The organism is Acuticoccus sp., from assembly GCF_965213555.1.
Classification (GTDB): Bacteria; Pseudomonadota; Alphaproteobacteria; order Rhizobiales; family Amorphaceae; genus Acuticoccus.
In genome coordinates this window covers 892041-916195 of the sequence record NZ_OZ243890.1, presented here as the reverse complement: position 1 = coordinate 916195, position 24155 = coordinate 892041, and the positions used below count along the sequence as shown (strand labels likewise).

At 70.7% G+C, this 24155-nt stretch carries 20 protein-coding genes, 1 tRNA gene and 3 pseudogenes; 15 read left to right on the top strand and 9 right to left on the bottom strand.

What is annotated here, in order from left to right; translation table 11 throughout:
* Positions 1 to 108: 108 nt before the first annotated feature.
* The 8 genes from ACOOE8_RS04535 (at position 109) to ACOOE8_RS04500 (ending at position 8098) form a co-directional block, all read left to right on the top strand.
* Positions 109 to 1275, top strand: a complete 1167-nt coding sequence (locus ACOOE8_RS04535; protein ID WP_420393666.1) for an acyl-CoA dehydrogenase family protein — start codon at positions 109 to 111, stop codon at positions 1273 to 1275.
* Entirely contained in the window at positions 1272 to 2408 is a 1137-nt protein-coding gene (locus tag ACOOE8_RS04530) for an acyl-CoA dehydrogenase family protein (RefSeq protein ID WP_420393665.1), read from the top strand. The genes ACOOE8_RS04535 and ACOOE8_RS04530 overlap by 4 nt, the downstream gene beginning before the upstream one ends.
* A 130-nt stretch (positions 2409 to 2538) precedes the next feature.
* Positions 2539 to 3741 (top strand): acetyl-CoA C-acyltransferase, encoded by a 1203-nt coding sequence (locus ACOOE8_RS04525; protein WP_420393664.1) that lies wholly within the window; start codon positions 2539 to 2541, stop codon positions 3739 to 3741.
* 117 nt (positions 3742 to 3858) lie between these two features.
* On the top strand, positions 3859 to 5106 hold the full coding sequence (locus tag ACOOE8_RS04520) for an acyl-CoA dehydrogenase family protein (RefSeq protein WP_420393663.1): 1248 nt from the start codon (positions 3859 to 3861) through the stop codon (positions 5104 to 5106).
* 4 nt (positions 5107 to 5110) lie between these two features.
* Positions 5111 to 5767 (top strand): histidine phosphatase family protein, encoded by a 657-nt coding sequence (locus ACOOE8_RS04515; RefSeq protein ID WP_420393662.1) that lies wholly within the window; start codon positions 5111 to 5113, stop codon positions 5765 to 5767.
* A 73-nt stretch (positions 5768 to 5840) separates the two neighbouring features.
* Positions 5841 to 6845 (top strand): phosphotransferase family protein, encoded by a 1005-nt coding sequence (locus ACOOE8_RS04510; protein WP_420393661.1) that lies wholly within the window; start codon positions 5841 to 5843, stop codon positions 6843 to 6845.
* A gap of 33 nt (positions 6846 to 6878) precedes the next feature.
* Entirely contained in the window at positions 6879 to 7694 is an 816-nt protein-coding gene (locus ACOOE8_RS04505; RefSeq protein ID WP_420393660.1) for an IclR family transcriptional regulator, read from the top strand.
* Entirely contained in the window at positions 7691 to 8098 is a 408-nt protein-coding gene (locus tag ACOOE8_RS04500; protein WP_420393659.1) for a PaaI family thioesterase, read from the top strand. The genes ACOOE8_RS04505 and ACOOE8_RS04500 overlap by 4 nt, the downstream gene beginning before the upstream one ends.
* Positions 8099 to 8132: 34 nt before the next feature.
* Here ACOOE8_RS04500 and ACOOE8_RS04495 read toward each other — a convergent pair whose 3' ends face one another.
* Positions 8133 to 9497, bottom strand: a complete 1365-nt coding sequence (locus tag ACOOE8_RS04495; protein ID WP_420393658.1) for an NAD-dependent succinate-semialdehyde dehydrogenase — start codon at positions 9495 to 9497, stop codon at positions 8133 to 8135.
* 108 nt (positions 9498 to 9605) lie between these two features.
* Here ACOOE8_RS04495 and ACOOE8_RS04490 point away from each other — a divergent pair, with 108 nt between their 5' ends.
* From ACOOE8_RS04490 to ACOOE8_RS04470, 5 genes and pseudogenes are all read left to right on the top strand, one after another.
* Entirely contained in the window at positions 9606 to 10628 is a 1023-nt protein-coding gene (locus tag ACOOE8_RS04490; protein WP_420393657.1) for a sodium:calcium antiporter, read from the top strand.
* Positions 10629 to 10848: 220 nt separating this feature from the next.
* Positions 10849 to 11679 carry an SDR family NAD(P)-dependent oxidoreductase gene (locus ACOOE8_RS04485; RefSeq protein WP_420393656.1) on the top strand — a complete coding sequence of 277 codons (831 nt, stop codon included), beginning with the start codon at positions 10849 to 10851 and terminating at the stop codon, positions 11677 to 11679.
* 134 nt (positions 11680 to 11813) lie between these two features.
* Positions 11814 to 13964 carry a putative bifunctional diguanylate cyclase/phosphodiesterase gene (locus ACOOE8_RS04480; RefSeq protein WP_420393655.1) on the top strand — a complete coding sequence of 717 codons (2151 nt, stop codon included), beginning with the start codon at positions 11814 to 11816 and terminating at the stop codon, positions 13962 to 13964.
* A 1190-nt stretch (positions 13965 to 15154) separates the two neighbouring features.
* Complete coding sequence (cobO, locus tag ACOOE8_RS04475; RefSeq protein ID WP_420393654.1) at positions 15155 to 15766, top strand: cob(I)yrinic acid a,c-diamide adenosyltransferase; 612 nt, start codon at positions 15155 to 15157, stop codon at positions 15764 to 15766.
* Positions 15767 to 15827: 61 nt separating this feature from the next.
* Positions 15828 to 16526 (top strand): annotated as a pseudogene (locus tag ACOOE8_RS04470) (IS5/IS1182 family transposase).
* 238 nt (positions 16527 to 16764) lie between these two features.
* Here the strand turns inward: ACOOE8_RS04470 and ACOOE8_RS04465 are convergent.
* The 3 genes from ACOOE8_RS04465 to mtaB all read right to left on the bottom strand — a co-directional run bounded on the left by ACOOE8_RS04465 (position 16765) and on the right by mtaB (position 19212).
* Positions 16765 to 16841, bottom strand: a tRNA-Arg gene (locus ACOOE8_RS04465).
* A 41-nt stretch (positions 16842 to 16882) separates the two neighbouring features.
* Positions 16883 to 17767, bottom strand: a complete 885-nt coding sequence (gene ftsY, locus ACOOE8_RS04460; protein ID WP_420393653.1) for a signal recognition particle-docking protein FtsY — start codon at positions 17765 to 17767, stop codon at positions 16883 to 16885.
* Between the two features lie 233 nt (positions 17768 to 18000).
* Complete coding sequence (gene mtaB, locus ACOOE8_RS04455; protein ID WP_420393652.1) at positions 18001 to 19212, bottom strand: tRNA (N(6)-L-threonylcarbamoyladenosine(37)-C(2))-methylthiotransferase MtaB; 1212 nt, start codon at positions 19210 to 19212, stop codon at positions 18001 to 18003.
* 229 nt (positions 19213 to 19441) lie between these two features.
* Between mtaB and ACOOE8_RS04450 the strand changes: the two genes are divergently transcribed.
* Together ACOOE8_RS04450 and ACOOE8_RS04445 are read left to right on the top strand one after the other, a co-directional pair.
* Positions 19442 to 19993: a GNAT family N-acetyltransferase gene (locus tag ACOOE8_RS04450; protein WP_420393651.1), complete on the top strand. Its 552-nt coding sequence runs from the start codon at positions 19442 to 19444 to the stop codon at positions 19991 to 19993.
* Between the two features lie 4 nt (positions 19994 to 19997).
* Entirely contained in the window at positions 19998 to 20546 is a 549-nt protein-coding gene (locus tag ACOOE8_RS04445; RefSeq protein ID WP_420393650.1) for an inorganic diphosphatase, read from the top strand.
* A 43-nt stretch (positions 20547 to 20589) separates the two neighbouring features.
* Here ACOOE8_RS04445 and ACOOE8_RS04440 read toward each other — a convergent pair whose 3' ends face one another.
* The 5 genes and pseudogenes from ACOOE8_RS04440 to ACOOE8_RS04420 form a co-directional block, all read right to left on the bottom strand.
* Positions 20590 to 20970 (bottom strand): metallopeptidase family protein, encoded by a 381-nt coding sequence (locus ACOOE8_RS04440; RefSeq protein ID WP_420393649.1) that lies wholly within the window; start codon positions 20968 to 20970, stop codon positions 20590 to 20592.
* A complete protein-coding gene (locus ACOOE8_RS04435; RefSeq protein ID WP_420393648.1) occupies positions 20967 to 21527 on the bottom strand; it encodes a disulfide bond formation protein B in 561 nt (186 codons plus the stop codon). Before ACOOE8_RS04435 ends, ACOOE8_RS04440 begins: the two co-directional genes overlap by 4 nt.
* The gene (locus tag ACOOE8_RS04430; RefSeq protein WP_420393647.1) at positions 21527 to 22105 is read right to left on the bottom strand and encodes a YqaA family protein; all 579 of its coding nucleotides are present in this window, start codon (positions 22103 to 22105) and stop codon (positions 21527 to 21529) included. The genes ACOOE8_RS04435 and ACOOE8_RS04430 overlap by 1 nt, the downstream gene beginning before the upstream one ends.
* 14 nt (positions 22106 to 22119) lie before the next feature.
* Positions 22120 to 23075 (bottom strand): annotated as a pseudogene (locus ACOOE8_RS04425) (glutathione S-transferase family protein).
* Positions 23076 to 23306: 231 nt separating this feature from the next.
* Positions 23307 to 23747, bottom strand: a pseudogene (locus ACOOE8_RS04420) (adenylate/guanylate cyclase domain-containing protein); the annotation flags it as partial.
* Between the last annotated feature and the right edge of the window lie 408 nt (positions 23748 to 24155).

Below are 24155 nucleotides of genomic sequence, written 5' to 3'. Positions count from 1 at the left end.
TCGGATCTTGAAGCCCGATGCCGCGACCCAAGCCGCAAAACGCGTTGCTTGTCAAGGTAACGGTGGAACCCTATTCTGCACCGCAAAATAGCGTCAGGGATAGGGACGATGCCACAGGAGAGCGCCGAGCTCGCCGACTTCCGTGCTGAGGCGGCGGGATGGCTCGAGGCGAACTGTCCCGCCGAGATGCGCGGCGAGCGCTTCCACGAGGACGACATCTGCTGGGGCGGGCGGCGGTGGCGCTTCCAGAGCGAGGCCCAGCGCGTCTGGCTGACAAGGATGGCCGAGCGCGGCTGGACGGCGCCGCGCTGGCCCGCGGCGTACGGCGGCGGTGGACTGACGCGGGACGAGGAGAAGGCGCTGCGCGAGGAGATGGCGCGCATCGGCGCCCGGAGCCCACTCCAGAGCTTCGGGCTGTGGATGCTCGGCCCCGCGCTCCTCAAGTTCGGGTCGGAGGCGCAGAAGCTCAAGCATTTGCCGGCGATCGTGCGCGGCGAGGTGCGCTGGTGCCAGGGCTACTCGGAGCCGAACGCCGGCTCCGACCTTGCCAACGTGCAGACCCGCGCGGAGGACCGCGGCGACCACTGGCTGGTCAACGGCTCCAAGATCTGGACCTCCTACGCCGACCAGGCGGACGCGATCTTCGCCCTCGTGCGCACCGACCGCGAGGCGCCCAAGCATCGGGGCATCTCGTTCTTGCTCATCGACATGGCCTCGGACGGCGTCACCACGCGCCCGATCAAGCTGATCTCCGGCAAGTCGCCGTTCTGCGAAACGTTCTTCACCGACGTCCGCGTCCCCAAGGAGAACCTCGTCGGCGAGCTGAACCGCGGTTGGGACATCGCCAAGTACCTTCTCACCCACGAGCGCGAGATGATCGGCGGCGGCATGCGCGGCCTCCTCGGCGGGCGCGCGCTGGGCGCGGTGCTCGCCGACGGCGGCGTCCTCGACGACCCCATCATCCGCGCGGACGCCATGCGCGCCGAGGTCGACACGCTCGCCTTCGCGCTGACGACCGAGCGCTACAAGGACCAGGCGGAGGCGGGGCACGGGATCGGCGACGCGTCCTCGATGATCAAGGTGATGGGGACCGAGCTCAACAAGCGGCGCTACGAGATCATGATGGCCGCCTGCGGCAGCGAGGCGACGGACTGGGACGGCGCCGACGCGCTCGCCCCCGAGTGGTTGCGCACCAAGGCGAACTCCATCGAGGGCGGCACGTCGGAGGTGATGCTGACGATCATCGCGCGGCGTATCCTGGAGCTGCCGGCTTGACCGTCGTCAACCTCGCGCCGACCGAGGACGAGGGTCTGCTGCGCGAGGCTGCCCGCGGCTTCCTTGACGAGGCGGCGCCGGTGTCGCGGCTGCGGCGGATGCGCGACGAGGGCCGCACGTCCGACCCCGAGCTGTGGGGCGACATGGCGCGCATGGGCTGGGCGGGCGTCCTCGCCCCGGAGGAGCGCGGCGGCTCCGACATGGGCCATCGCGCGGCCGGCATCCTCGCCGAGGAGATGGGGCGGACGCTCGCGGTGGCGCCGTTCCTGTCCACCGCCGTGATGGCGGCGACGGCGCTGCGCCACGCGAGCGGCGGCGCCGAGCGGCTCGCGGCGATCGCGGCGGGAGAGTTGACCTACGCGCTCGCCGTCGACGAGGGGCCGAAGTTCGCGCCGTGCGCCACCGCCATGGAGGCGGCGCGGCACGGCAACGGCTACCGGCTGAGCGGGCGCAAGACGTTCGTCGACCACGGCTCCAGCGCGGACCGCATCCTGGTGCTCGCCCGCACGTCCGGCACGCCGGGGGAGGCAGCTGGGCTGACGCTGTTCGATGTGGAACGCGCCCGCGCCGGCGTCCGCGCCGCGCCGGGGCGCTCCATCGACGCGCGCGACCGTGCGACGCTCGACTTCGACGGCGTCGAGGCGACGGGGGCGGACGTCGTCGGCGACCAGGACGACGGGCTGGCCGCCCTTGAACCGGCGCTTCGCGCGGGGCAGGCAGCCCTGGCGGCGGAGATGGCCGGGCTGTCGGCCGGCGCGTTCACCATGACGGTCTCCTACCTCAAGGAGCGCCGCCAGTTCGACAAGCCCATCGGCGCGTTCCAGGCCCTGCAGCACCGCGCCGCTCGCTTGTGGTGCGAGATGGAGGTGACCGCCTCGGCCATTGCCAACGCCGGCCGGATGCTCGACTCCGACCCGCAGAACGCGGGCCTCGCGGTCTCGCTTGCCAAGGCGCGTGCCACCGACACGGCGCGCCTTGCCGTCGTCGAGGGCGTCCAGATGCACGGAGGCTTCGGCATGACCGACGACTTCGACATGGGCTTCTACATGAAGCGCGCCCGCGTCGGCGCCGAGTGGCTCGGCGACTACGGCTACCACGCCGCCGAGGTCGCCCGGCACAGGGGCATGGCGTGAGGCCACGCTAGGGGACGCGTCCTTGGTGCGTCGAGGCCGCTCGAACGCGCCACCCGAAGGATCTGCAACTGCGCCACGGGCGCACCGACAGCAAATGCGCCACGGGCGCACCACAGGAAGCGAGGACCCGATGCGCGAAGCCCTGATCGTCTCCACCGCCCGGACGCCCATCGGCAGGGCCTACCGCGGCGCGTTCAACGACACCCAGGCCCAGCGACTGGGCGGTCACGTGGTGGCCGAGGCGATCCGTCGCGCCGGGATCGAGCCGTCCGACGTCGAGGACGTCGTCATCGGCGCCGCGCTGCAGCAGGGCTCGAGCGGCTACAACGTCGGCCGCCAGGTGGCGCTTTCCGCCGGCATGCCGGTCACCGTCGCTGGCATGTCCATGGACCGGCAGTGCGCCTCCGGCATGATGGCCATCGCCACTGCCGCCAAGCAGGTCCTCCACGACGGCATGGACATCGCCGTCGGCGGCGGGCTGGAGTCCATCTCGCTGGTGCAGAACGACCACCGCAACGGCTACCGCGCCCAGGATCCAGAGCTCGTCGGCAAGATCCCCGAGATCTACATGTCGATGCTGGAGACCGCGGAGACCGTGGCGGAGCGCTACAACGTCTCGCGCGAGGCACAGGACGAGTACGCGCTCCAGTCCCAGCAGCGCACCGCGCAGGCGCAGGCCGACGGCAGGTTCGACGACGAGATCGTGCCGTTCCCGACCACCATGAAGGTGATGGACAAGGAGACCAAGGAGGTCTCCGACCGCGAGGTCAACCTCCAGTCCGACGAGGGCAACCGGCCGCAGACCACCCTCGATGCGCTCGCCTCGCTGCCGCCGGTGCCGATCAACGGGCAGAAGATCAAGGACGGGCGCACGATCACCGCCGGCAACGCGAGCCAGCTCTCCGACGGGGCGTCGGCCGCGGTCCTGATGGAGGCGAAGGAGGCGGAGCGGCGCGGCGTGACGCCGCTCGGCCGCTACATCGGCATGGCGGTCGCCGGCTGCGCGCCGGACGAGATGGGCATCGGCCCGATCTACGCGGTGCCCAAGCTGCTCGCCAAGAACGGCCTCACCGTGGACGACGTCGACCTGTGGGAGCTGAACGAGGCGTTCGCGGTCCAGGTCCTGTACTGCCGCGACACCCTCGGCATCCCCAACGAGAACCTGAACGTCGACGGCGGGGCGATCTCCATCGGCCACCCCTACGGCATGTCGGGCGCGAGGATGGTCGGCCACGCCCTCATCGAGGGCAAGCGGCGGGGCGCCAAGCACGTGGTCGTCACCATGTGCGTCGGCGGCGGCATGGGCGCGGCGGGCCTCTTCGAGGTCCTTTAGCCGCGATGCCGTGGAGGGCGACGCGGAGGGGGCCGGCGCGCTAACGTCGTCGCGCCGGCCGACGCGACCGGACCAGAACAGGCGCGGTGCGTTCCGCATCGCTGAAGGAGAGAGCCCATGAACCTTGGCATGTCGGACCGCGTGAAGCCCCTCGTCGAGCGGGTTCGCGAGATGGTCGAGAACGAGATCGCTCCGCTCGACGCGGAGTTCCACCGCGAGGTGGGCAAGCATCCCTCGGGCGATCGCTTCAAGCACACCGACCGTCAGCTCGAGATCCTGGGCGGGCTCAAGGCCAAGGCCAAGGAGCGCGGGCTCTGGAACTTCTGGCTCACCGACTCGGAGCGGGGCTACGGCCTGTCCACCGTCGAGTACGCCTACCTCGCCGAGGAGATGGGCAAGGTCGGCATCGCGGCCGAGGTGTTCAACTGCGCCGCGCCCGACACCGGCAACATGGAGGTGCTCGAGCGCTACGGCAACGATGCTCACAAGGAGCGCTGGCTGAAGCCGCTGCTCGAAGGCGAGATCCGCTCCGCCTACGTCATGACCGAGCCCGACGTCGCCTCCTCCGACGCGACGCAGATCTCGCTGTCGGCGGTGCGCGACGGCGACCACTGGGTGCTGAACGGCGAGAAGTACTGGGCCTCGGGGGCCGGCGACCCGCGCTGCAAGCTCATGATCGTCATGGGCAACACCAACCCCGACGGGGCGAAGCACGAGCGCCACTCGATGTTCCTCGTCCCGCGGGACGCGGAGGGCGTCGAGGTGCTGCGGCCGATGATGGTGTTCAACAACGACGACGCGCCGCACGGCCACATGCACCTGCGCTTCAACGACGTGCGCGTGCCGCACGAGGACCTGGTGCTCGGCGAGGGACGCGGCTTCGAGGTGGCGCAGGGCCGCCTCGGACCGGGCCGCATCCACCACTGCATGCGCGCCATCGGGCAGGCCGAGAAGGCGCTGGAGCTCCTGTGCCGCCGCGCGCTCACCCGGCAAGCCTTCGGCAAGCCCATCGTCGAGCTCGGCGCGAACTATGACATCATCGCCAACGCGCGCATGGAGATCGAGATGGCGCGCCTCTTGTGCCTCAAGGCGGCCTACATGATGGACACGGTGGGCACGCGCGCCGCGCAGCCCTGGATCAGCCAGATCAAGGTCGTCGCGCCGCTGATGGCGACCAAGGTGGTCGACGAGGCGATGCAGGTCTACGGCGGCTCGGGCGTCAGCCAGGACACCCCGCTCGCCCACATGTGGACCAAGCTGAGGACGCTTCGCTTCGCCGACGGGCCGGACGCGGTGCACCGCCGTCAGGTCGCCCGCGCGGAGCTGAAGCGCTACACCAACCAGCAGCAGCAGGCCGCGGAGTGACGGCTTGCCGGAGCTGATCTTTGTCCGCCACGCCCAGGCCTCCTTCGGCGCGGCGGACTACGACGTCCTGTCCGAGCGCGGCCATCGCCAGTCCCGCGCCCTCGGCCTGGCGTTGAAGGCGCACGGCACGCGGCCCGACGCGCTCTTCATGGGCGCCCAGCGACGGCACCGCGAGACCATGGAGGGGATCGCCGAGACCCTCGGCGGCTCCGCCGATGTCCTGCCGGGGCTCAACGAGTTCGACTTCAGGTCGCTGCTCGACGCCCGGTTCGGCGACACGCGACCGCCGGGATACAACGTGGACCGGCGGGCGCACTTCCGCACGCTGCGCGAGACTGTGCTGATGTGGCAGGCGGGCGAGCTCGACGGCGTGCCCGAGCCGTTCCCAGAGTTCCGCGAGCGCGTCCACGGCGCGCTCGACACCATGGCGGCCGCCGGCCACGGCACCGTGCTCGCCGTCTCGTCCGGCGGGCCGATCTCACTCACCATCGTGTCGCTCCTCGGCGCGCCGTTGGAGCAGATGATCAACGTACAGCTCCAGATGAAGAACTGCGCCGTGACCCGCGTCGTGGTCGCCGAGGCAGCCCGCTACCTGCACACGTTCAACGAGACGCCGCACATCGACGCCGAGACGGTCGCCGAGTACCTTACCTACAGCTAGGGACGCACGAGACGTTCGTGCTGAGTGCATGATGACGACGAGCTCCGAAGGAAGGACGTCCGCCGACCTCGACGTGAGGGCGGTCGAGGACTGGCTGACGGCCAACGTGCCGAGCTTTCGCGGCCCGCTCAGCGCGACGAAGTTCCCGTGGGGCCAGTCGAACCCGACGTTCCGCCTCGAGAGCCCGTCGGGGCGCTACGTGCTGCGCCGCAAGCCCATGGGCACGCTCCTGAAGTCCGCCCACGCGGTGGACCGCGAGTTCCGCGTGCAGCGGGCGCTGCAGGACACCGCGGTGCCCGTCGCCAGGATGTTCGCGCTGTGCGAGGACGACGCCGTCATCGGCTCGATGTTCTACGTCATGGAGCACGTCGAGGGACGCAACTTCGACGATCCGCGCGTCCCGGAGGTCGAGCGCGAGGAGCGCGCGGCGATCTACGACTCCTACAACCGCTCGCTGGCGGCGATCCACACGGTGGACGTCGAGGCGGTCGGCCTCGCCGACTTCGGCCGGCCCGGCAACTACTACGCCCGCCAGATCGACCGCTGGACCAAGCAGTACCGCTCATCCCAGACCGAGGACCTTCAGGCGATGGAGGAGCTCATCGCCTGGGTGAGCGGCAACCAGCCGCCGGACGATGGGCTGCTGACCCTCGTCCACGGCGACTACCGCATGGACAACATGCTGTTCGCGCCGGACCGGCCGGACTGCGTCGCCGTGCTCGACTGGGAGCTGTCCACCCTCGGTCACCCCTACGCGGACCTCGCGGCCGTCCTCATGCAGTGGCGCCTGCCCACGGGACCGCGCGGCCGCGGCCTCGAGGGCGTCGACCGCGAGGCGCTCGGCATCCCCTCCGACGACGCGTTCGTGGAACGGTACTGCGAGCGCACCGGCACGCCCGGCATCGACAGGTTCAACTTCTACATCGCGTTCAGCTTCTTCCGCATGACGGCGATCATCCAGGGCGTGAAGAAGCGCGGCCTCGACGGCAACGCGTCGAACCCGGAGCGTGCGGCGCAGGTCGGCGCGGTGGTGCCGATGTACGCGCAGAGGGGGCTCGACGCGGCGCACCATGGCTGACCGCGTGCGGGGCGCCGCCGGAGCGGAGCAGGCGTGACCGCGAAGGTGGGCGAGCGGGAGGCGGAGGACGCCCTGGACGATCGGTCCTTCGTCACCGCGCTCGCCCGCGGGCTCGACGTGCTGCGCTGCTTCCGGCCCAACGAGACGACCCTCACGAACCAGGACATCGCCGCGCGCACGCGCCTGCCGAAGCCCACGGTGACGCGCCTCACCTACACGCTGCGACGGCTCGGATACCTCGAGCACTCCGAGCGTACCGGGACCTACCGGCTCGGCGCGGGCGTCCTGTCGCTCGGCTATGGCGTCCTCGCCGGGATGGAGATCGGTGAGCGCGCCCAGGCCGAGATGCGCAGGCTGTGCGAGGACGGGCCGAACCCGCACGTCACCGCCGCGCTCGGCGAGATGCACCGCCTGTCGGTGGTCTACATGGCGGTGCACCGCGCGCCGCAGACCGTCACGCTCACGATGAACGTCGGCGCGCGGCTGCCGCTGTTCCGCTCCGCCATCGGCCGTGCGATCCTCGCCGCCATGCGCCCCGCCGAACGCTGTCACCTGATCGAGCACGCCAAGGCCGAGGCGCACGGTCGCGCCGACGATGTGGACGCGGACGTCGCCAGCGCGCTGGAGGGCTTCGCCCGGGACGGCTACTGCACGTCGTTCGGGGAATGGCGGCCCGAGGTGAACGGTATCGCCGTCCCCGTCATCTCCTTGGACGGTGATAGGATCTACGGGCTCAACGTCGGCGGCCCGTCGTTCCTCGTCTCGCCGGAGTGCCTGCACGATGAGTATGCCGCGCGGCTCAAGGCGGCCGCCGCAGCGCTCAGCCAGCCCGCGGAGGGATCACGATGAGCTCGCCCACAGTCGACCCCGCGCTCCTCGAAGAGCCGTTCCCGCTGCAGGCGCTCCTCGGCATCGAGCTCGTCGCCTGGCAGGACGGCGCCGCGACGTGCCGCCTGCCGCTCCGCGCCGAGCATTCGAACCGGGCGGGCAAACCGCACGGCGGCATCTACACCACGCTGCTCGACGTCGCGCTGGGCTATGCCGGGATCTGGACCGGCGACCCAGCGACTCGCCGCTTCGCCATCACGTTGTCCCTGACGACGAACTTCGTGGCGACCCCGAGCGACGACGTCCTCATCGCCGAGGCGTGCCGCGTCGGTGGCGGACGCTCCACCTACTTCGCGGAGGGTGCCGTGCGCGACGGATTGGGCACGCTGTGCGCCACCGCCTGCGGCACCTTCCGCCTGCGGTGAGGTGCCGGGCCGTGGCGCGCCAGCGAGGCGCGGATCAGGCGATGGCGATCGTCTTCACGTTGACGAACTCGCGGATGCCGTGGCCGGCGAGTTCACGGCCGACGCCGGACCTCTTGACGCCGCCGAAGGGCAGCCGGGGGTCGGACGCCACCATGGTGTTGACGAACACGCAGCCCGCCTCGAGGTCGCGGCCGAAGCGGGCGACCTCCGCCTCGTCGTTGGTGAAGGCTGCCGAGCCGAGCCCGAAGCGCGTCTCGTTGGCGACGGCGATGGCCTCGTCGATGGAGCCCACCTTGAAGAGCATCGCCGCGGGCCCGAACAGCTCCTCCTGGCGGCCCGGGCTGCCCTCGGGGATGTCGGCGAGCACCGTCGGCTCGTAGAACCAGCCGTCACGGGATGCCGCCTTGCCGCCGGCGAGGAGCTTCGCCCCGTCCCTCACCGTGGCGTCCACCTGCGCGGCGAGCTCGCCGCGGATCGCCTCGGTGGCGAGCGGGCCGAGCGCCGTCCCCTCGTCCATGGGGTCGCCCATCGCCGAGCCCGTCATGCCGGCGACGAAGCGCTCGGTGAACGCGTCGTAGACGTCGGCGTGCACGATGAAGCGCTTGGCGGCGATGCACGACTGGCCGTTGTTGATCATGCGCGCCGCCACTGCCACCTCGGCAGCGCGGTCGATGTCGGCGGACGGCATCACCAAGAAGGGGTCCGAGCCGCCGAGCTCCAGCACAACGTGCTTGATCTCCTCGCCTGCCGTCCGCGCCACGGACTGGCCGGCGGGCTCCGAGCCGGTCAGCGTCACCGCGGCGACGCGAGGGTCGCGAATGATGCGCTCTACCGCGCCGCCGCCGACGAGGAGCGTCTGGAACACCCCGTCCGGGTAGCCCGCTGCGCGGAAGACGTCCTCGATGGCGAGCGCCACCTGAGGGACGTTCGACGCGTGCTTGAGGAGGCCGACGTTGCCCGCGGCCGTCGCCGGCGCTGCGAAGCGGAAGACCTGCCAGTAGGGGAAGTTCCACGGCATGACCGCAAGCACCGGCCCGAGCGGCTGATAGGAGACCCAGCTCCTGGAGGCGTTCGAGGCGATCGTCTCGTCGGCGAGGTAGCGCTCCGCCTCCTGCGCGTAGTGCCGGCACACGAAGGCGCACTTCTCCACCTCGGCGCGGGAGGAGGCGAGGGTCTTGCCCATCTCCAGCGTGGCGAGCCGGGCGAGGTCCTCGGCGTCCCGGTCGAGGACGTCCGCGACCCGGCTCAACATCGACGCGCGCTCGGCGAGCGGGGTGAGCCGCCAGTCGCGGAACGCTCGGCTCGCAGCGGCGAGCCTGTCGTCCACCTCGCGGTCGGTGTGCGCCTCGAACGTCCTCAGCGTCTCTCCCGTGGTCGGGTTGATGGTGGCAATGGCCATGGTCGTCCTCCGATCTTGTGCGAACCTTGACCCGCGCGCGGGCGAAGGCAAGCAGCCTGCGCCGACCGCCTGGCGGGAACGCGGGCATCAGCAGCCGGTTGATGCTGCGTGCTCGACGTCTCACTCACCACCGCGCTCGTCGTGTTCCTCGTCGCCGCGTTGGTCATCGCGGTCGCTGGGACCTTCCTCGCACGGCTCGCAGACCGGCTCGCGGACCGCACCGGGCTCGGCGAAGCGGTCGCGGGCGCCGTCCTCCTCGGCGCGTCGACGTCGACGCCGGGCACCGTGACCTCGGTCGTCGCCGGCTACAGCGGCAACGTCGACCTCGCCGCCTCGAACGCGCTCGGCGGCATCGCCGCACAGACCGCGTTCCTCGCCATCGCCGACATCACATACCGCCGGGCGAACCTCGAGCACGCCGCCGCGTCCGCCTCCAACCTCACCCAGGCTGCGCTCCTCATCCTCCTCCTCGTGATCCCGCTCATCGCGATCCACACGCCCGACGCGACGGTGTTCGCCATCCATCCCGCGACGGTCGTCCTCTTCGTCGCCTACGTCGCCGGCGTGCGCATGGCACGGCGCGACCGCGACGACCCTATGTGGTCCCCGAAGCAGACCCCCAAGACGCGACCCGACACGCCGGAGGACGAGGCCAACCCGCGGCCGACATGGCTCCTGTTCGTGGTCTTCGGAATGCTCGTCGCAGTGATCGGCGTCGCGGGCTACCTCGTCGCGCGCACCGGCATCCTCATCGCGAGGGAGACGGGGATCGGCGAGACCGTCGTCGGGACGCTGATGACCGCGGTCGCGACGTCGCTCCCCGAACTCGTCACCACGGTGGCCGCCGTGCGCGCCGGGGCGCTGCAACTTGCCGTCGGCGGCATCATCGGAGGCAACCTGTTCGACGTGCTGTTCCTGTCCGCGGCCGACGTCGCGTACCGGGATGGCTCGATCTACCACGCCATCGGCGCGGACAGCGCGTTCTGGGCGCTCGTCGGGCTGGCGATGACCGGGGTGCTGCTCCTCGGCCTCATCCGTCGGCAGGAGCATGGGCCCGCCAACATCGGCTTCGAGAGCGTCCTCATGCTGGTGATCTACGCCGGGGCGGTGGCGCTCACGGTGGCGATGTAGCCGGTGCCGGTTGACCTGCGGCACTGGGCGCAACACGATCTGCGCGCTCGGACACAAGTCTCGCCCCTGCTGTGCCCCTGGGACCCTGCGCCGCGTCCGAGCGGCAGTGTCACGGCCGCCGAAGACCAACCCTGATGCGCCCGAGGACGATGCAAGCTCTCGAACCGTCCGGCCCTCCAGTTGCTCGACGCCCGTTCGACGAACACGCGATCGAGCCCTCATGATCGGCAACGGTCCCGACTTGCCCGCGCCAGGGCCGCTCCACCGCACCGCCCTCGTGACCGGCGGTGCGGGCGTCCTCGGCCACGCCGTGGCGACGCAGTTGGCGCGGGGCGGATGCCGTGTCGCCATCCTCGACATCGGCGAGGGGGCGGAGGAGCGCGCTGCGGCCCTCCCGGGCGGCATCGGGTTCACCTGCGACGTCGGCGACCCTGCTGCACTGGGCTCGGCCTACGCCGCCGTCAGGGCCGAGCTCGGGCCTCCGGCGGTCGTGGTGCACTGCGCCGGCGTCGCCCCCATCGCGCCGTTCCTCGAGGTCGACGTGGCGACGTTCTCCGAGGCCCTCGACGTCAACCTCACCGCGGGCTTCACGCTCTACCAGCTCGCGGCCCGCGAGCTGGTAGCCGCGGGGCTCGCGGGACGGTTCATCACCATCGCTTCGATCTCGGGCGCTCGGGCCGGCTTCGGACGCACCGCCTACGGCACCTCGAAGGCAGCGGCGATCCACCTCGTCAAGCAGATCGCGCTGGAGCTCGGACCCTACGGGATCACCGCGAACGTCGTCGCACCGGGGCCGGTGGACACGCCCCTGTCGCGCGGTGCCCACACCGCGGAGATGCGCGCGGACTACGTGCGGACCATCCCCATGGCGCGGTTCGGCGAGGCGAAGGAGGTCGCCAACGCCGTCGCCTACTTCGCCTCCGAGGACGCCGCCTACGTGACCGGTCAGACGCTGTTCGTGGACGGCGGCTACATGGCGTCGGGCATGGGAGTGACGCTCGCGCAGTCCACCGCCGCGGTGCGCCGGCCCAAGGTCCGCTCGTCGTCCTGACGCGCGCTGGTCCAGCGGCGCTCCGGGCGAGGGAGGCACGAGGCTGCTGCAATGCTGTTACCGCGCAACCGACACAGGCTCGCGCGAGCCTTGGGTCGTAGGTTCACGCAAAACCGCTCGCGTGAGACGACGCCATGCTGAATGACTTCAACGCCGCGCTCGCCAAGCTGGGGCGGACCCAGCCGTTCGACCACCTTGCGGCGATGGCGCAGCTCGCCCTCGACTGCGGCCCCGTCGCCATCGTCGACGCGGCGCCGGAGCCCGTCGTGATCGGCTACAGCTCGGACGCGGCGCGCATGCCCGAGCACGTCATGCGCCTCGCTGCGTCGGTCGCCCCCATCGACCCGCAGATCCTGCACGGCATCAGCCTGCCGCTCGCGGGCACGCCGCTGCCGTTCGATGCGCCGTTCGACCGCGTCGTCAACCTGCGGATGGTCGGCGCCGGCCGCAAGGTCCTGTGCATGACCTTTCCGCAGCCGCAGGGCCTGTGCCCCGAGCGCGTCCACCGCTTCGTGGAGGTCGGCCGTCGCCAGGTCGCCGAGCATGTGATGACCCAGCGCTACCGTGCCGACCTCAAGCGCTACATCACCATGTTCGACAACATGGAGCGGACCGCCAAGGTCGGGCTGTGGGACCACGACCTCGTCAACGGCAAGGTCTTCTGGTCGGATGAGATCTACCGCATCTACGAGCGGCCGATGGACCGGTTGCCCACCGCGCGGACCGCGCTCGACAACTTCACCGAGCCGGGTCGCACCCGGCTGCGCAACATGCTGTTGGAAACGAGGCTCACCGGCGCGCCCTGCGACGTCACGCTGCCGTTCCTCACGGAGACCGGACGGAAGCGCACCGGGCGTCTCATCGCCAGCCTGCAGCGCTCCTCCGACGGCTCGGAGCGCCTGTCCGGCGTGTTTCAGGACGTCACCGCGGCCCAAGAGGCGAACGAACGGCTGTGGTGGGCGGCGAACCACGATGCACTGACCGGCCTGCCCAACCGGGCGCTGTTCGCCGACCGGTTCAGCAAGGCGCTCGAACGGCGCAAGCGCACCGGGAAGATGGTCTGCCTCGTCCTCGTGGACGTCGACCGCTTCAAGGCGGTGAACGACACGCTCGGCCACAGCGCCGGGGATAAGCTCCTCACCATGGTCGCCCAGCGGCTTCAGGAGAACGTGCGCAGCCACGACACCGTCGCGCGCACCGGGGGCGACGAGTTCTCCGTCCTCATGGAGGACATCGGCTGCGCACAGGCGCTCGACGGCGTGCTGGAGCGCCTGCGCTCGGCGCTCGACGTGCGCCTCGTGTGGGAGGAGCGCACCATGCTCGTCACGTTGTCGGCAGGCGCGGCCGTCGCGCCCGAGCACGGCGTCACCGAGCACGAGCTCATCCACTCGGCCGATCTCGCGCTCTACCGCATGAAGGACCAGCCGAGGGGCGCGCTTGCGCTTTACGACCCCGCGCTCGGTCGTGCGCGGAAGGAGCGCAGCCAGCTCCTCGTCGCGGCGCGCGGGGCGCTCGAGGCCGGCCGGATCGTTCCCTACTACCAGCCGCAGATCGACATCGCGTCCGGCCGGATCGTCGGCGTCGAGGCGCTCGCCCGCTGGGTCGCCGAGGATCGCGTGCTCACCGCAAGCGAGTTCTCGTTCGCGCTCATGGACGAGGAGATCGGTACCAAGATCGGTCTCGCGGTGGTCGACCGCGCCATCGCGGAGGTCGCCGAGCTGAACGCACGCCGGGTGAACAAGGTCGCGCTCGCGATCAACGCGTCGTCGGGCGAGCTCATCCGCAACTCATTCCTGCAGCGCCTCGGCGCCATCTGCCAGCGGCATGGGCCGGACGCCGGTCCCATCACCGTGGAGATCAACGAACAGGTGGTGCTCGACGATGTCGCCGGCACCTTGAGCGAGCGGATGAGCCAGGCCAACGAGAGCGGCGTCAAGTTCTCGCTCGATGATTTCGGCAGCAGCTACGCCTCGCTCATCCACATCTCCTCGTTGCCGATCTCCGAGCTGAAGGTCGACCGTCGCTTCGTCACCGGCCTGGAAGACGACCCCTCCAAGCAGAAGATCATCCGCGGCATCATCGACGTCGCGCGCTCGCTCGACCTGCGCCTCATTGTGGAGGGGGTCGAGACGGCCGAGCAGGTGCGCCGGATCACCGAGCTCGGGGGCCGCTTCGCGCAGGGGTTCTACTACTCCCGCGCGGTGCCCATCGAGGATCTACGCGACCTGCTCGACGCGGAGGCGGCGAGGGACGCTCCCCGTCAACGCCTCGCCACCCGCTTTTAGGAGGCGATCCGATCAGGGAACCGATCGGTCGCGACCGCCTGCTGCCCGTGATCTCCGCTTTCGGGACGCCACGGGGACGGTTCGCAGCGCGTGGGGTTGGCTGGGGCGGAGGGGACGTTCGCGCACGTGCCGCTTGCTGAGCGGGCCGGAGGAACGCCCTGCGGGACAGCGAGCGGTGCGCGGTGCGCGGTGCCGAGCGTGAACGGCCGTCCGCGGCGCCGTCATGAAGGTCGCCGCTCCCTGGTCGTGCCTCGGCGCTGTTGCTCGCGAGGCTCCTGCAGCGCCCTGCTCGATCCGTCAGCTCGTCGTGCAGAGCGACTATAAACCTCTGCTGCGCTGGCTTGCGACCGGCTTCGAAGACGCGGTGTGGCGCTCGGCCGTTCGCTCACCCTGCGTCTGATGGAAGGCGAAGCCGTCCCGACAGCGGCTGCCGGCCATCACCTTCGACCCGGACGAGACCGACGCCAGCGCGGTCGCCCTGAAGCAGGGAGATCCAGCCCTCCTCACGTAAGGCGCCGAGCTCGTCGAGCGGGGCGACCGCCGCCGTCGTCGCCGCCCCCGCAACAGCCTCGGACCTTGACGACATCCAAGCCGCGCCGCTCCTCGGCTGGCGAAGACGTGGGGCGGGCGCTCGAGTCGTCGGCCGCTCGCGCCCGGCGGTCGCGCGCGCCAAGATCCCGACGGTCGCAGCCGCCCGGTCGCCGTCATGAGCAGGCCGGGTCAGCTCGGCGACATCCCGGCGGGCTGCGGCTCCTAGCAGCCCCGTGCCAGCGGCTTGGGCTTGCCTTGCCGCCGACGCGGCCGACAACAGTGACGGCCCGCGCCAAATCCGCCTCGAGCGTGGCACCAGGCTTGTCGTCCCGAACAACCCGGTCCGGAGCAGCCGCACCCCTCTGACGAGCGCCGTTCCCGCGGGCGCCACAGCGTCCAGCGCACCAATTCGCGCCTCAAGGGTTGGCGCCGCGACACACGCACTGCGACCGACTGTCCTCGAGCTGCGCGTCCGCCGTGGCCCGCGCGCTCGTCATCCGACGGTGGTGCTGATTGAGCCCAACGCTTAGTGTCCTGCTGGGTTGAGGGCATACGGATCCGAAGGGATGATCCCGTGCCTGCGGCCATCGCGGCGCGACGCTCGTCGACGCCGAGCGACCGCCAAACCACGAACGGCGTGCACCAGCGCGGAGGAGGCGATGGACGAGAGCGAGCTCGATGCCAGGCATGCCGAGAAGATGCGCCGCAAGAAGGAGGTGCGCGACAAGATCCTTGCCGCGAAGACCATCGAGAAGGGCCTCCTCATCGTCCACACGGGCAAGGGGAAGGGCAAGTCGACGGCTGCGTTCGGCATGGTGATGCGCGCGGTCGGGCACGGTCTGCCGGTGGGCGTGGTCCAGTTCATCAAGGGCCGCATGGAGACCGGCGAGAAGGTCGTGCTCGACCGCTTCGCCGACCTCGTCACGGTTCGGCGCATGGGCGAGGGCTTCACCTGGGAGACGCAGGACCGCCAGCGCGACATCGCCGCCGCATGCGCAGCCTGGGACATCGCGCGCGAGATGATCACCTCTGGGCGCTACCGGATGGTCCTCCTCGATGAGCTGAACATCGTCCTGCGGTACGACTACTTGCCGCTCGCCGAGGTGGTGACGTTCCTGCGGGAGGCACGGCCGGCGGATGTGCACGTCATCGTCACCGGCCGCAACGCCAAGGACGAGCTTATTGAGATCGCCGACCTCGTCACGGAGATGACGCAGGTGAAGCACCCGTTCCGCTCCGGCGTGAAGCCGCAACCCGGTGTGGAGTTCTAGGCCCGGGACCCGTAAGCACGATCCGTCGAGGCGGATCTGATGCTGCGATCTTCCAAGGGAGATCGACAGGAGCCGAGGGCACTTCTGGCTGAGCGAGGCGAGTTCGAGCGCCTCGCTCAGCTCCTGGCGACGGCCACACGAGGGAGGCCTCGCGTCGACGACCGCCGGGTCATCATCGGCGGGATCATCCCCATCCCGAAGTCGGCTGCCGGCGGAAGGAGTCGCGTCAAACCTACGGCTACGGCCCGCACGAGACGCTTTGCATCCGCGTCGTCCGTGGGGCGGCAAGGGGCATGGGGGTCGATGTCCCCCGCGCTCCGGCCGCGGCGGGTGGACCGCCCTCGGCGATCCTGACCCCCTCGTCGGCTGCGAAAGCGCAGCGCTGCGCCGCCGACGGCACAGGGGGGGCGGGGCTAGGCGATCGGCCGGTCACGCAGCGGGCGCAGACCGGCGCCGCCCTGCCAGGTCGTCCACGCCGACACAGCGTCCAACATCAATGCGATCTGCCGGGCTGTCGAGCCCCGCGGCGCGCTGGCGAACATCCCGCCGACGTCCCATCGGCGCTGGAAAAGCTGCTTCTCGCCCTTCCTCTCCCGCGATCGGAACGCCATCGAGCGCGTGTTCGGCCCGCCTCCCAGGCTTCCGCCATGTCGCGCCTCAATACGGATCTAATGCAATGATCTCCGAAGGACGATCGCGATGCATCATGACCCGTCTGCTTGACCGGCGCTCTGTTCAGTTCTTAGGAAGAAGCTTCTGACGCCCAGCGCGCGGAGAGGCTTCGTGTGTTGGCTGTAGAGAAGATTTCCAGGGACGCGCCTGTCCCGTGATTGGAACGCACCAAGACGCGCCGTTATCGGTCGAATCGGTCGGACGATCCCGCCGTTCGTGATCGGCTGAAAACGGTGGTGAACGAGCGCAGACGGTTAGGCCACCGTCGTCTGCACATCCTCGTGCGGCGAGCGCCGACAATCCTAAGCGTAAGCCGCCGCGGTGGATGGCGCACCCGACAGGATTCGAACCTGTGACCTCTGCCTTCGGAGGGCAGCGCTCTATCCAGCTGAGCTACGGGTGCCGCTTGGGCTGCCTAGCCGATCGGCCCGGTTGCAGCAAGCGTCACAGGCCGGCGATCGCGCGCGCATAGTCCCGTGCACGGAAGGGCGCGAGGTCGTCGATGCCCTCACCCACCCCCACGTAGTGGATCGGCAGGGCGTGCTTGGCGCCGATGGCGACGAGGATGCCCCCCCGTGCAGTCCCGTCGAGCTTGGTCATGACGAGGCCGGTGACGCCCGCGATCTTGGCGAAGATGTCCACCTGGTTGAGCGCGTTCTGTCCGGTGGTCGCGTCGAGCGTGAGGAGGACGGCGTGGGGTGCGCCGGGCATCTTGCGCCGGATGACGCGCACGATCTTCTCGAGCTCGGCCATCAGCTCGCCACGGTTCTGCAGCCGGCCCGCGGTGTCGATGAGCAGGACGTCGGCGTCGCGGGCGACGTCGAGCGCCTCGTAGACGAGGCCGGCCGCGTCCGACTTCGGCGGCGCGGTGACCACGCTCGCGCCCGATCGCTCCCCCCAGATCTTGAGCTGCTCAACCGCGGCGGCGCGGAAGGTGTCGCCTGCTACAAGCACCACGCTCCTGCCCGCCCTGGCCTGCTGCGCCGCGATCTTGCCGATCGTCGTCGTCTTGCCGGTGCCGTTGACGCCGACGACAAGGATCACGAACGGGGTCGCGCCGGTCACCTCGAGCGGCCTTGCGAGCGGCGCCAGCACCCGCTCGACCTCCTCGGCCAGCACCTCCTGCAACTCGTCCGCCGCGATGCCTCGGGCGAACCGTTGCCCTGACAGCCGCTCGGTGATCGCCATCGCGGTGTCGACGCCGAGGTCGGCCTCGATGAGGATGTCCTCGAGGTCCTGCAACGAGGAGGCGTCGAGCTTAGCCTTGGTGAACAGGCCTGAGACCTGGTCTCCGAGCCGGTTCGACGAGCGCCCCAGGCCGCGACGCAACCGGTTGAACCACCCATCCTCGGTCGTTGGCTCCGAGGGCACGGGCGCCGGCCGCCCGGTTGGCGGAGGCGCCGGTGCCGGGAGGGGCTCGACGGCCGCGGGCTCGGGCGGGACCGGTGCCGGCTGCGGGGTTGGCGCGGGCGCCGGGGCGGTAACGGGCGGCGCTGCAGGATGGTCGTCCGGTGCCGGCGCCGCCCTGCGCCGACCGAAGCCCCAGAAGGAGCGCCGCTCGCTCATGCGGCGACCGGAACGTGCGAAGACCTCGGCGCGATGACGAGGGTGCCCGCCTCGACCCGCGTCGCCAGCCCGCGCACCAGCGCCCCTGCGCCCCAGGCTCCGGCGACCCGTGCAGGCAGATACGTCTCGGTCCGTCCGCGCCCGTCGTCCTCCACGAGCACGGCCGCCTCGCGGCCGACGCCGCGGGCGAGGGCGGCGGCCATCGCCCGCTCCGCCTCCACGCGGAGCCGCGCTGCGCGCGCCTTCACGAGTTGGCGCGGCAGCTGCGGCATGCGCGCCGCCGGGGTCCCCGACCGTGGCGAGAAGGGGAACACATGGACGTGCGACAGGTCGCAGTCCGCGACGAGGGCGAGCGTGCGCGCGAACATCGCCTCGCTCTCGGTGGGGAACCCGGCGATGAGGTCCGCGCCGAACGTCGCCTCCGGGCGCCGTCCGCGAACCTCGGCGCAAAAGCGCACCGCATCGTCGCGGAGGTGACGCCGCTTCATGCGCTTCAGGATCAGGTCGTCGCCGGCCTGCAGCGACAGGTGGAGGTGCGGCATCAGCCGCGGCTCGCTGGCGAACACGTCGAGGAGCGCGTCGTCGGCCTCGATGGAGTCGATGGACGACAGGCGAAGCCGCGCAAGGTCCGGGACCAGGGTGAGGATGCGGCCGACGAGGTCCCCGAGGCGAGGCCCACCGGGCAGGTCGGGTCCGTAGCTCGTGAGGTCGACCCCGGTGAGCACGACCTCCGCGTGGCCGGCATCCACCAACCGGCGCACCCCATCGACGACCGCTCCCATGGGCACCGAGCGCGACGGGCCGCGGCCGTAGGGGATGATGCAGAAGGTGCAGCGATGGTCACACCCGTTCTGCACCTCGACGAACGCGCGCGTCCGGCTCGCGAACTCGGACACCATGTGCGGCGCGGAGTGGCGCAGCCGCATGACGTCGCCGACGGCGACGCGCGGGGCAGTGTCGATCCCCTGCCAGAACGCCGGCGCGACCTTCTCGGCGTTGCCGACGATCCGGTCGACCTCGGGCATCGCGGCGAACGTGTCCGCCTCGGTCTGCACCGCGCAGCCGGTGGCGACGATGGTGGCGTCCGGCCGCTCGCGGCGGATCCTGCGGATGGCCTGCCGCGCCTGGCGCACGGCCTCGGCGGTGACCGCGCACGTGTTGACGACGACGGTGTCGCGCACGCCGGCGCCTGCTGCGAGCGAGCGCATGCTTTCCCCCTCCAGCGCGTTGAGACGGCAGCCGAACGAGACGACGTCGACGGGGGGAGGGCACGGGCTCACGTCGATCGATATGCGACGGCGACAGCGGCTTGACAACCGATCGGACCGCGGGGGCATGATGCTCGTCTTGCCAGCCGGCCGTTGCGCTGCACAGGTCGCTGTGTCGCATGGGATATATTGACTTGCGCGGCGCCTCGGGGCGCCGCACCATCCTCCCATGAGCACCGCCGCCATCGCCATCCGCACCGCCAAGCCGTCCGATGCGCATGGGCTCGCCGACGTCCACGACGCCGCCTGGCGCTTCGCCTACCGCGGCATCCTGCCGGGCGCCGAGCTGGAGCGCATGATCGCGCGGCGCGGGCCGGATTGGTGGCGCAAGGCGATCACGCGGCGCGTCCCGGTCGTGGTGTTGGAGACCGGCGGAGGGGTGCGCGGCTACGCGACCTACGGGGGAGGGCGTGTGCGCACGCTGCCCTACCGGGCGGAAATGTACGAGCTCTACGTCCAGCCGGAGTACACCGGGCTCGGCTTCGGGCGTCGCCTGTTCCGCACCGTCCAGCAGCGGCTGATGCGGCGCGGCCACGAGGCGCTCGTCGTCTGGTGCCTCGCCGACAACGCGCCGGCGTGCACGTTCTACGAACGCCTGGGCGGGCGAGCGGTGGCCGCCGCGGACGAGATGTTCACGGACGTGCGCGTCGCGAAGGTCGCCTACGGGTTCGACGGCCGCGCTTCGCCGGCCGCTGGAACGGGGACCGCCGACGGTCGCTGAGCCCATGCGCGCCGACGTCGTCCCCCTCGGCGTCGACCCTCCAGAGGACGTCAACGTCGTCGTCACCGTGGCCGCCGGTGCCGCGCCGCTGCGGGTGGACGTAACGGCTGATGGCCTTCTGGAGGTCGTGCAGCTGCACCACACCGCGATGCGCGTGCCGGGCACGCTCGGCATCCTCCCGCGCACCCGCGTCGGGTCCGCGAGCCCGCTCGTGGCACTTGTACTCGGTGAGCACGCCATCGGCCATGGCCTCATCGTCGGCGTACGCCCGGTCGGCGTGCTCTACGTGTCGAGCGAGGGGGTGCCGAGCGAACGCAGCGACGAGGTGACGCTGCTCGCGGTCCCCACGCGGCGACTTTCGACGCGGCACGACGCGATCGCGAGCTACACCGACCTGCCGACGGGGGAGCTACGCCGGATCGCCAACTTCTTCGAGCGCTACCGCGACGTGGAGGAGGGCGGACGACAACGTACGTCGGGGTGGGGCGACGTCTCGGAGGCGCATCGGGTCGTCATGGAGGCCGCCGCACGCGCCCGTCGGCCGGTGACTTAGGCCGTCCCGTGCCGGGCGCTCCGCGAGGGCGTGCCGCAGCCGATCAGTCGGCGTCGTCGATGGCGTACATCTCGTCGTCGGACAGTCCGAAGTGGTGGCCGATCTCGTGCACGAGGACGTGGCGCACCACCGCGTCCAGGGCATCCTCGCCCTCCCTTTGGTGGGCGAGGATCGCGTGGCGGTAGAGCCATATGCGGTTCGGCATGATCCCGGTCTCCGGCGCCGCGGACGCGTCGTTGAGGCCGATGCCCTCGAACAGTCCGAGGAGGTCGTCGGGGTGGTCGAGGCCCATGGCGTCGAGGACGTCCAACGGTGCCGCGTCCGCCACGCGGATCTCGACCTCGCCGGTGAGGTCGCGCACCTCCTGGGGGAGGCGCGCGTACTCTCGGGCGGCGAGCTGCTCGAAGGCCTCGAGGTCGATCATCCTTCCGCCTCGCGCGGCCGGCGCGGCGCGAGGGCGGCGGCGGCGAGGAGCACCGCGGAAGAGGCAGCCGTGAGCACGTTCCACCCGGCGAAGCTGAGCCCGAGGACGCGCCCCTGCACCTCGGTGCAGCTCTCGACGCTGGCCTCGCCGATCGCCGCAAGGAGGGTCGACGCGTCCCGCACCGTCGTCTGCGCGGCTGCGGCGCACGTGTCGGGTCCGGGCCAGTACCCCCACTCGGCGCCCGCATGGGTGACGCCGAGCCACGCGCTCCACGCGATCAGCCCGGCGGCGGCGAGCAGGGCGAGGCGGGCGAGCACCGCCGCGTGCGGCGCGAGGCCGAGCGCCAAAAACGTGAGGGGGATGGCCCCGTAGTAGCCGAGCCGCTGCTCGAGGCACAGCGGGCACGGCGCGAAGCCGCCGACGACCTCGAACGCCCAGGCGGCGCCGATCGCCGCCGTCATGATGACCAACGCCAGCGCAGCAGGGGGCCGTGGCGACAACATCGCCACCCATCCGCGGCGCGGGGCGCGCGTCGCTGGGGACGCGGGCGAGGCCATCACAACACCTTCAAGACGAGGACCGCGGTGACGCCAACCACCCCGACGACTACCGAGACGAGGGCGAGCCGACGCTCAATGAATGCGCGGATCGGCTCCCCGTAGATGTAGAGGAGCGCGGCCTCGAGGAAGAAGCGCCCACCGCGGCCGACGAGGCTCGCGACGACGAAGAGCGGCAGCGACATGCCCGTCGTCCCCGCGGCAATGGTGATCACCTTGTAGGGGAAGGGGGTAAAGCCTGCGCCGACGACGATCCAGAGCCCGTTCGCGTTGAATGCCTCGGCGAACGTCGCGAAGTCGTCCGCATGGCCGTAGAACGCCAGGATCGGCCGGCCCACCTGCTCGAACAGGAAGATCCCGATGTAGTAGCCAAGCACGCCGCCAAGAACGGAGGCGGCCGTGCACACGCTCGCGTAGAACAGCCACCGGGCGCGGCGCGCCAGGACCATCGCGACGAGCAGCGGGTCCGGGGGGATCGGGAAGAACGAGCTTTCGGCAAGCGACCAGCCGAACAGCGTCGGCGTGGCGTAGCCGCTTGCGGCGAGCCGCATCAGCCGGTCGTAGAGCGCACGCAGCATGGGACGAGGCGCGCTCAGGCCGCGAAGGGCTGCACCGGCCCGAGTGGGACGATGCCGTTCGGGTTAATCGACGGGTGGCTCTCGTAGTAGTGATGCTTGATGTGGTGCAGGTCGGTCGAATCGCCGAACCCCTCCATCGCGTAGAGCCCCGCGAGGTAGCCCGACAGGTTCGCGTACTCCAGGAGTCGTCGCACGTTGCACTTGAAGTGCCCGTGGTAGACGGCGTCGAAGCGCACCAAGGTCGTGTAGAGGCGGACGTCGGCCTCCGTCAGCTCATCGCCGACGACGAAGTCTTGGCTCGCCAAGCGTTCCTCCAACCAGTCGAGGCTGTCGAACAGCGCGGCGACGTTCCGCTCGTAGGCGTCCTGCTCGGTGGCGAAGCCCGCCTTGTAGACCCCGTTGTTGACCGTGTCGTAGACGCGCTCGTTGACCGCGTCGATCTCATCGGCGAGCTCGTCCGGCCGGTGGGTCCCGGGCGTGGCGCCGACGCCGTCGAACGCGGTGTCGAACATGCGGATGATCTCGGACGACTCGTTGCTGACGATGGTCCCGCGCTTCTTGTCCCACAGGACCGGGACGGTGACCCGTCCCGTGTAGTTCGGATCGGCGGCGACGTAGAGCTCGCGCAGGTGCCTCGCGTCCATCACCGGGTCGGGGATGACCCCGGGGCCGTCCTGGAACGACCAGCCGTCCTTGCCCATGTGCCAGTGGACGACTGACAGGCCGATCGTTCCTCGAGGCCCTTGCGACGACGCATGATGAGCGTGCGGTGGGCCCACGGACAGGCGAGGGAGACCGTGAGGTGGTAGCGCCCAGCCTCCGCCCTGAAGCCGCCCTCGCCTGAGGGACCGGCCGCGCCGTCCGCCGTGACCCAGCTGCGGAACGAGGACGCCTTGCGCTCGAACTCGCCCCCCTCGCTCGCCCAACCCGGCGAGCCGGTGTGCCATTGTCCGTCCAAGAGGTAGCCCATCGTGATCTCCGAAGAGCGGCGGCGCCGGAGCGGTCTACGCCGACCGGCCGGTCGACGCCAGCGACCGCGAGCTGGCGGAGCAAGGTCGCGCCTGCGTTCGGCCGCTTCGTATGGGTCGCAGCACCGCGTTATGCGAGCCGAACGAGCGGCAGCGCCGCCTCGACGCCCGCGACCTTGGACGGCCCGAGGCGGTGTCCTCGCGCGCAAGAAGCCCTGCTCGCAGGCAAGGTCGAAGGTCGCCTCGGTGGTGAGCGCCGCCGTGCCGCAGTCCTTGTTGTGCTTCTCGAGCTTGGCGGCAAGGTTCGCCGGGCTCCCGATGACGGTGAACTCCAGCCGTTGGTCGGTGCCGACGGTAGCTGCGACGACGCGGCCGGCCACCGCGGCGCCGTTGATGGGGAGCGCCGGGTGGCCACGCGCGGAGAGCCGGTCCGCCCACATTGGCGCGGCATCCATGATGCGGCACAGCGCGGCGAGCGCGTCGGCCGCGGGGGTGCCGGACGGCTTCACCGCGCCGAAGGTCGCCATCACGCCGTCGCCGAGGAACTTGTCGACGACGCCGCCGTGGGACTCGATGATCGGGATCGCCAGCCGATGGTAGTCGGTGAGCGCGTCGACGACCGCGGACGGGCTCACAGCCTCGGCGAAGCGCGAGAAGTTGCGGAGGTCGAGCATCAGGATCGCCGCATCCCGGCCCTCGGCCTCCCCGGCGATGGCGGCCTGCTCGCGCGAGGTGATGGCGTCGGCGACGCCGGCACCGAAGTAGCGCCGCATCTCGCGGGAGGCGGCGCCCTCCGTGGCGGCCGCGAGGAGCGTGCGCCGCGCGCGCGCGAGCGCAAGGGCGAGCACCGCGGTGACGAGGACGACGGTGAACACCTTGTCGAGCTCGGCGCCGACGAGCACCAGGTTGCCGTTAAGGTAGGCGACGAAGGAGCGCGTGACCGAGCCGGTCCCAGCGTCCGCGACGGCGTAGATCAGCATGCCCGTCCAGCCGAGCGCCGCGAAGACGCCCTGGCTGATGACGAAGCGAGGATCGAAGCGCAGCGCGCGGATGGCGATGAACACGAACACGTAGGCGAACGT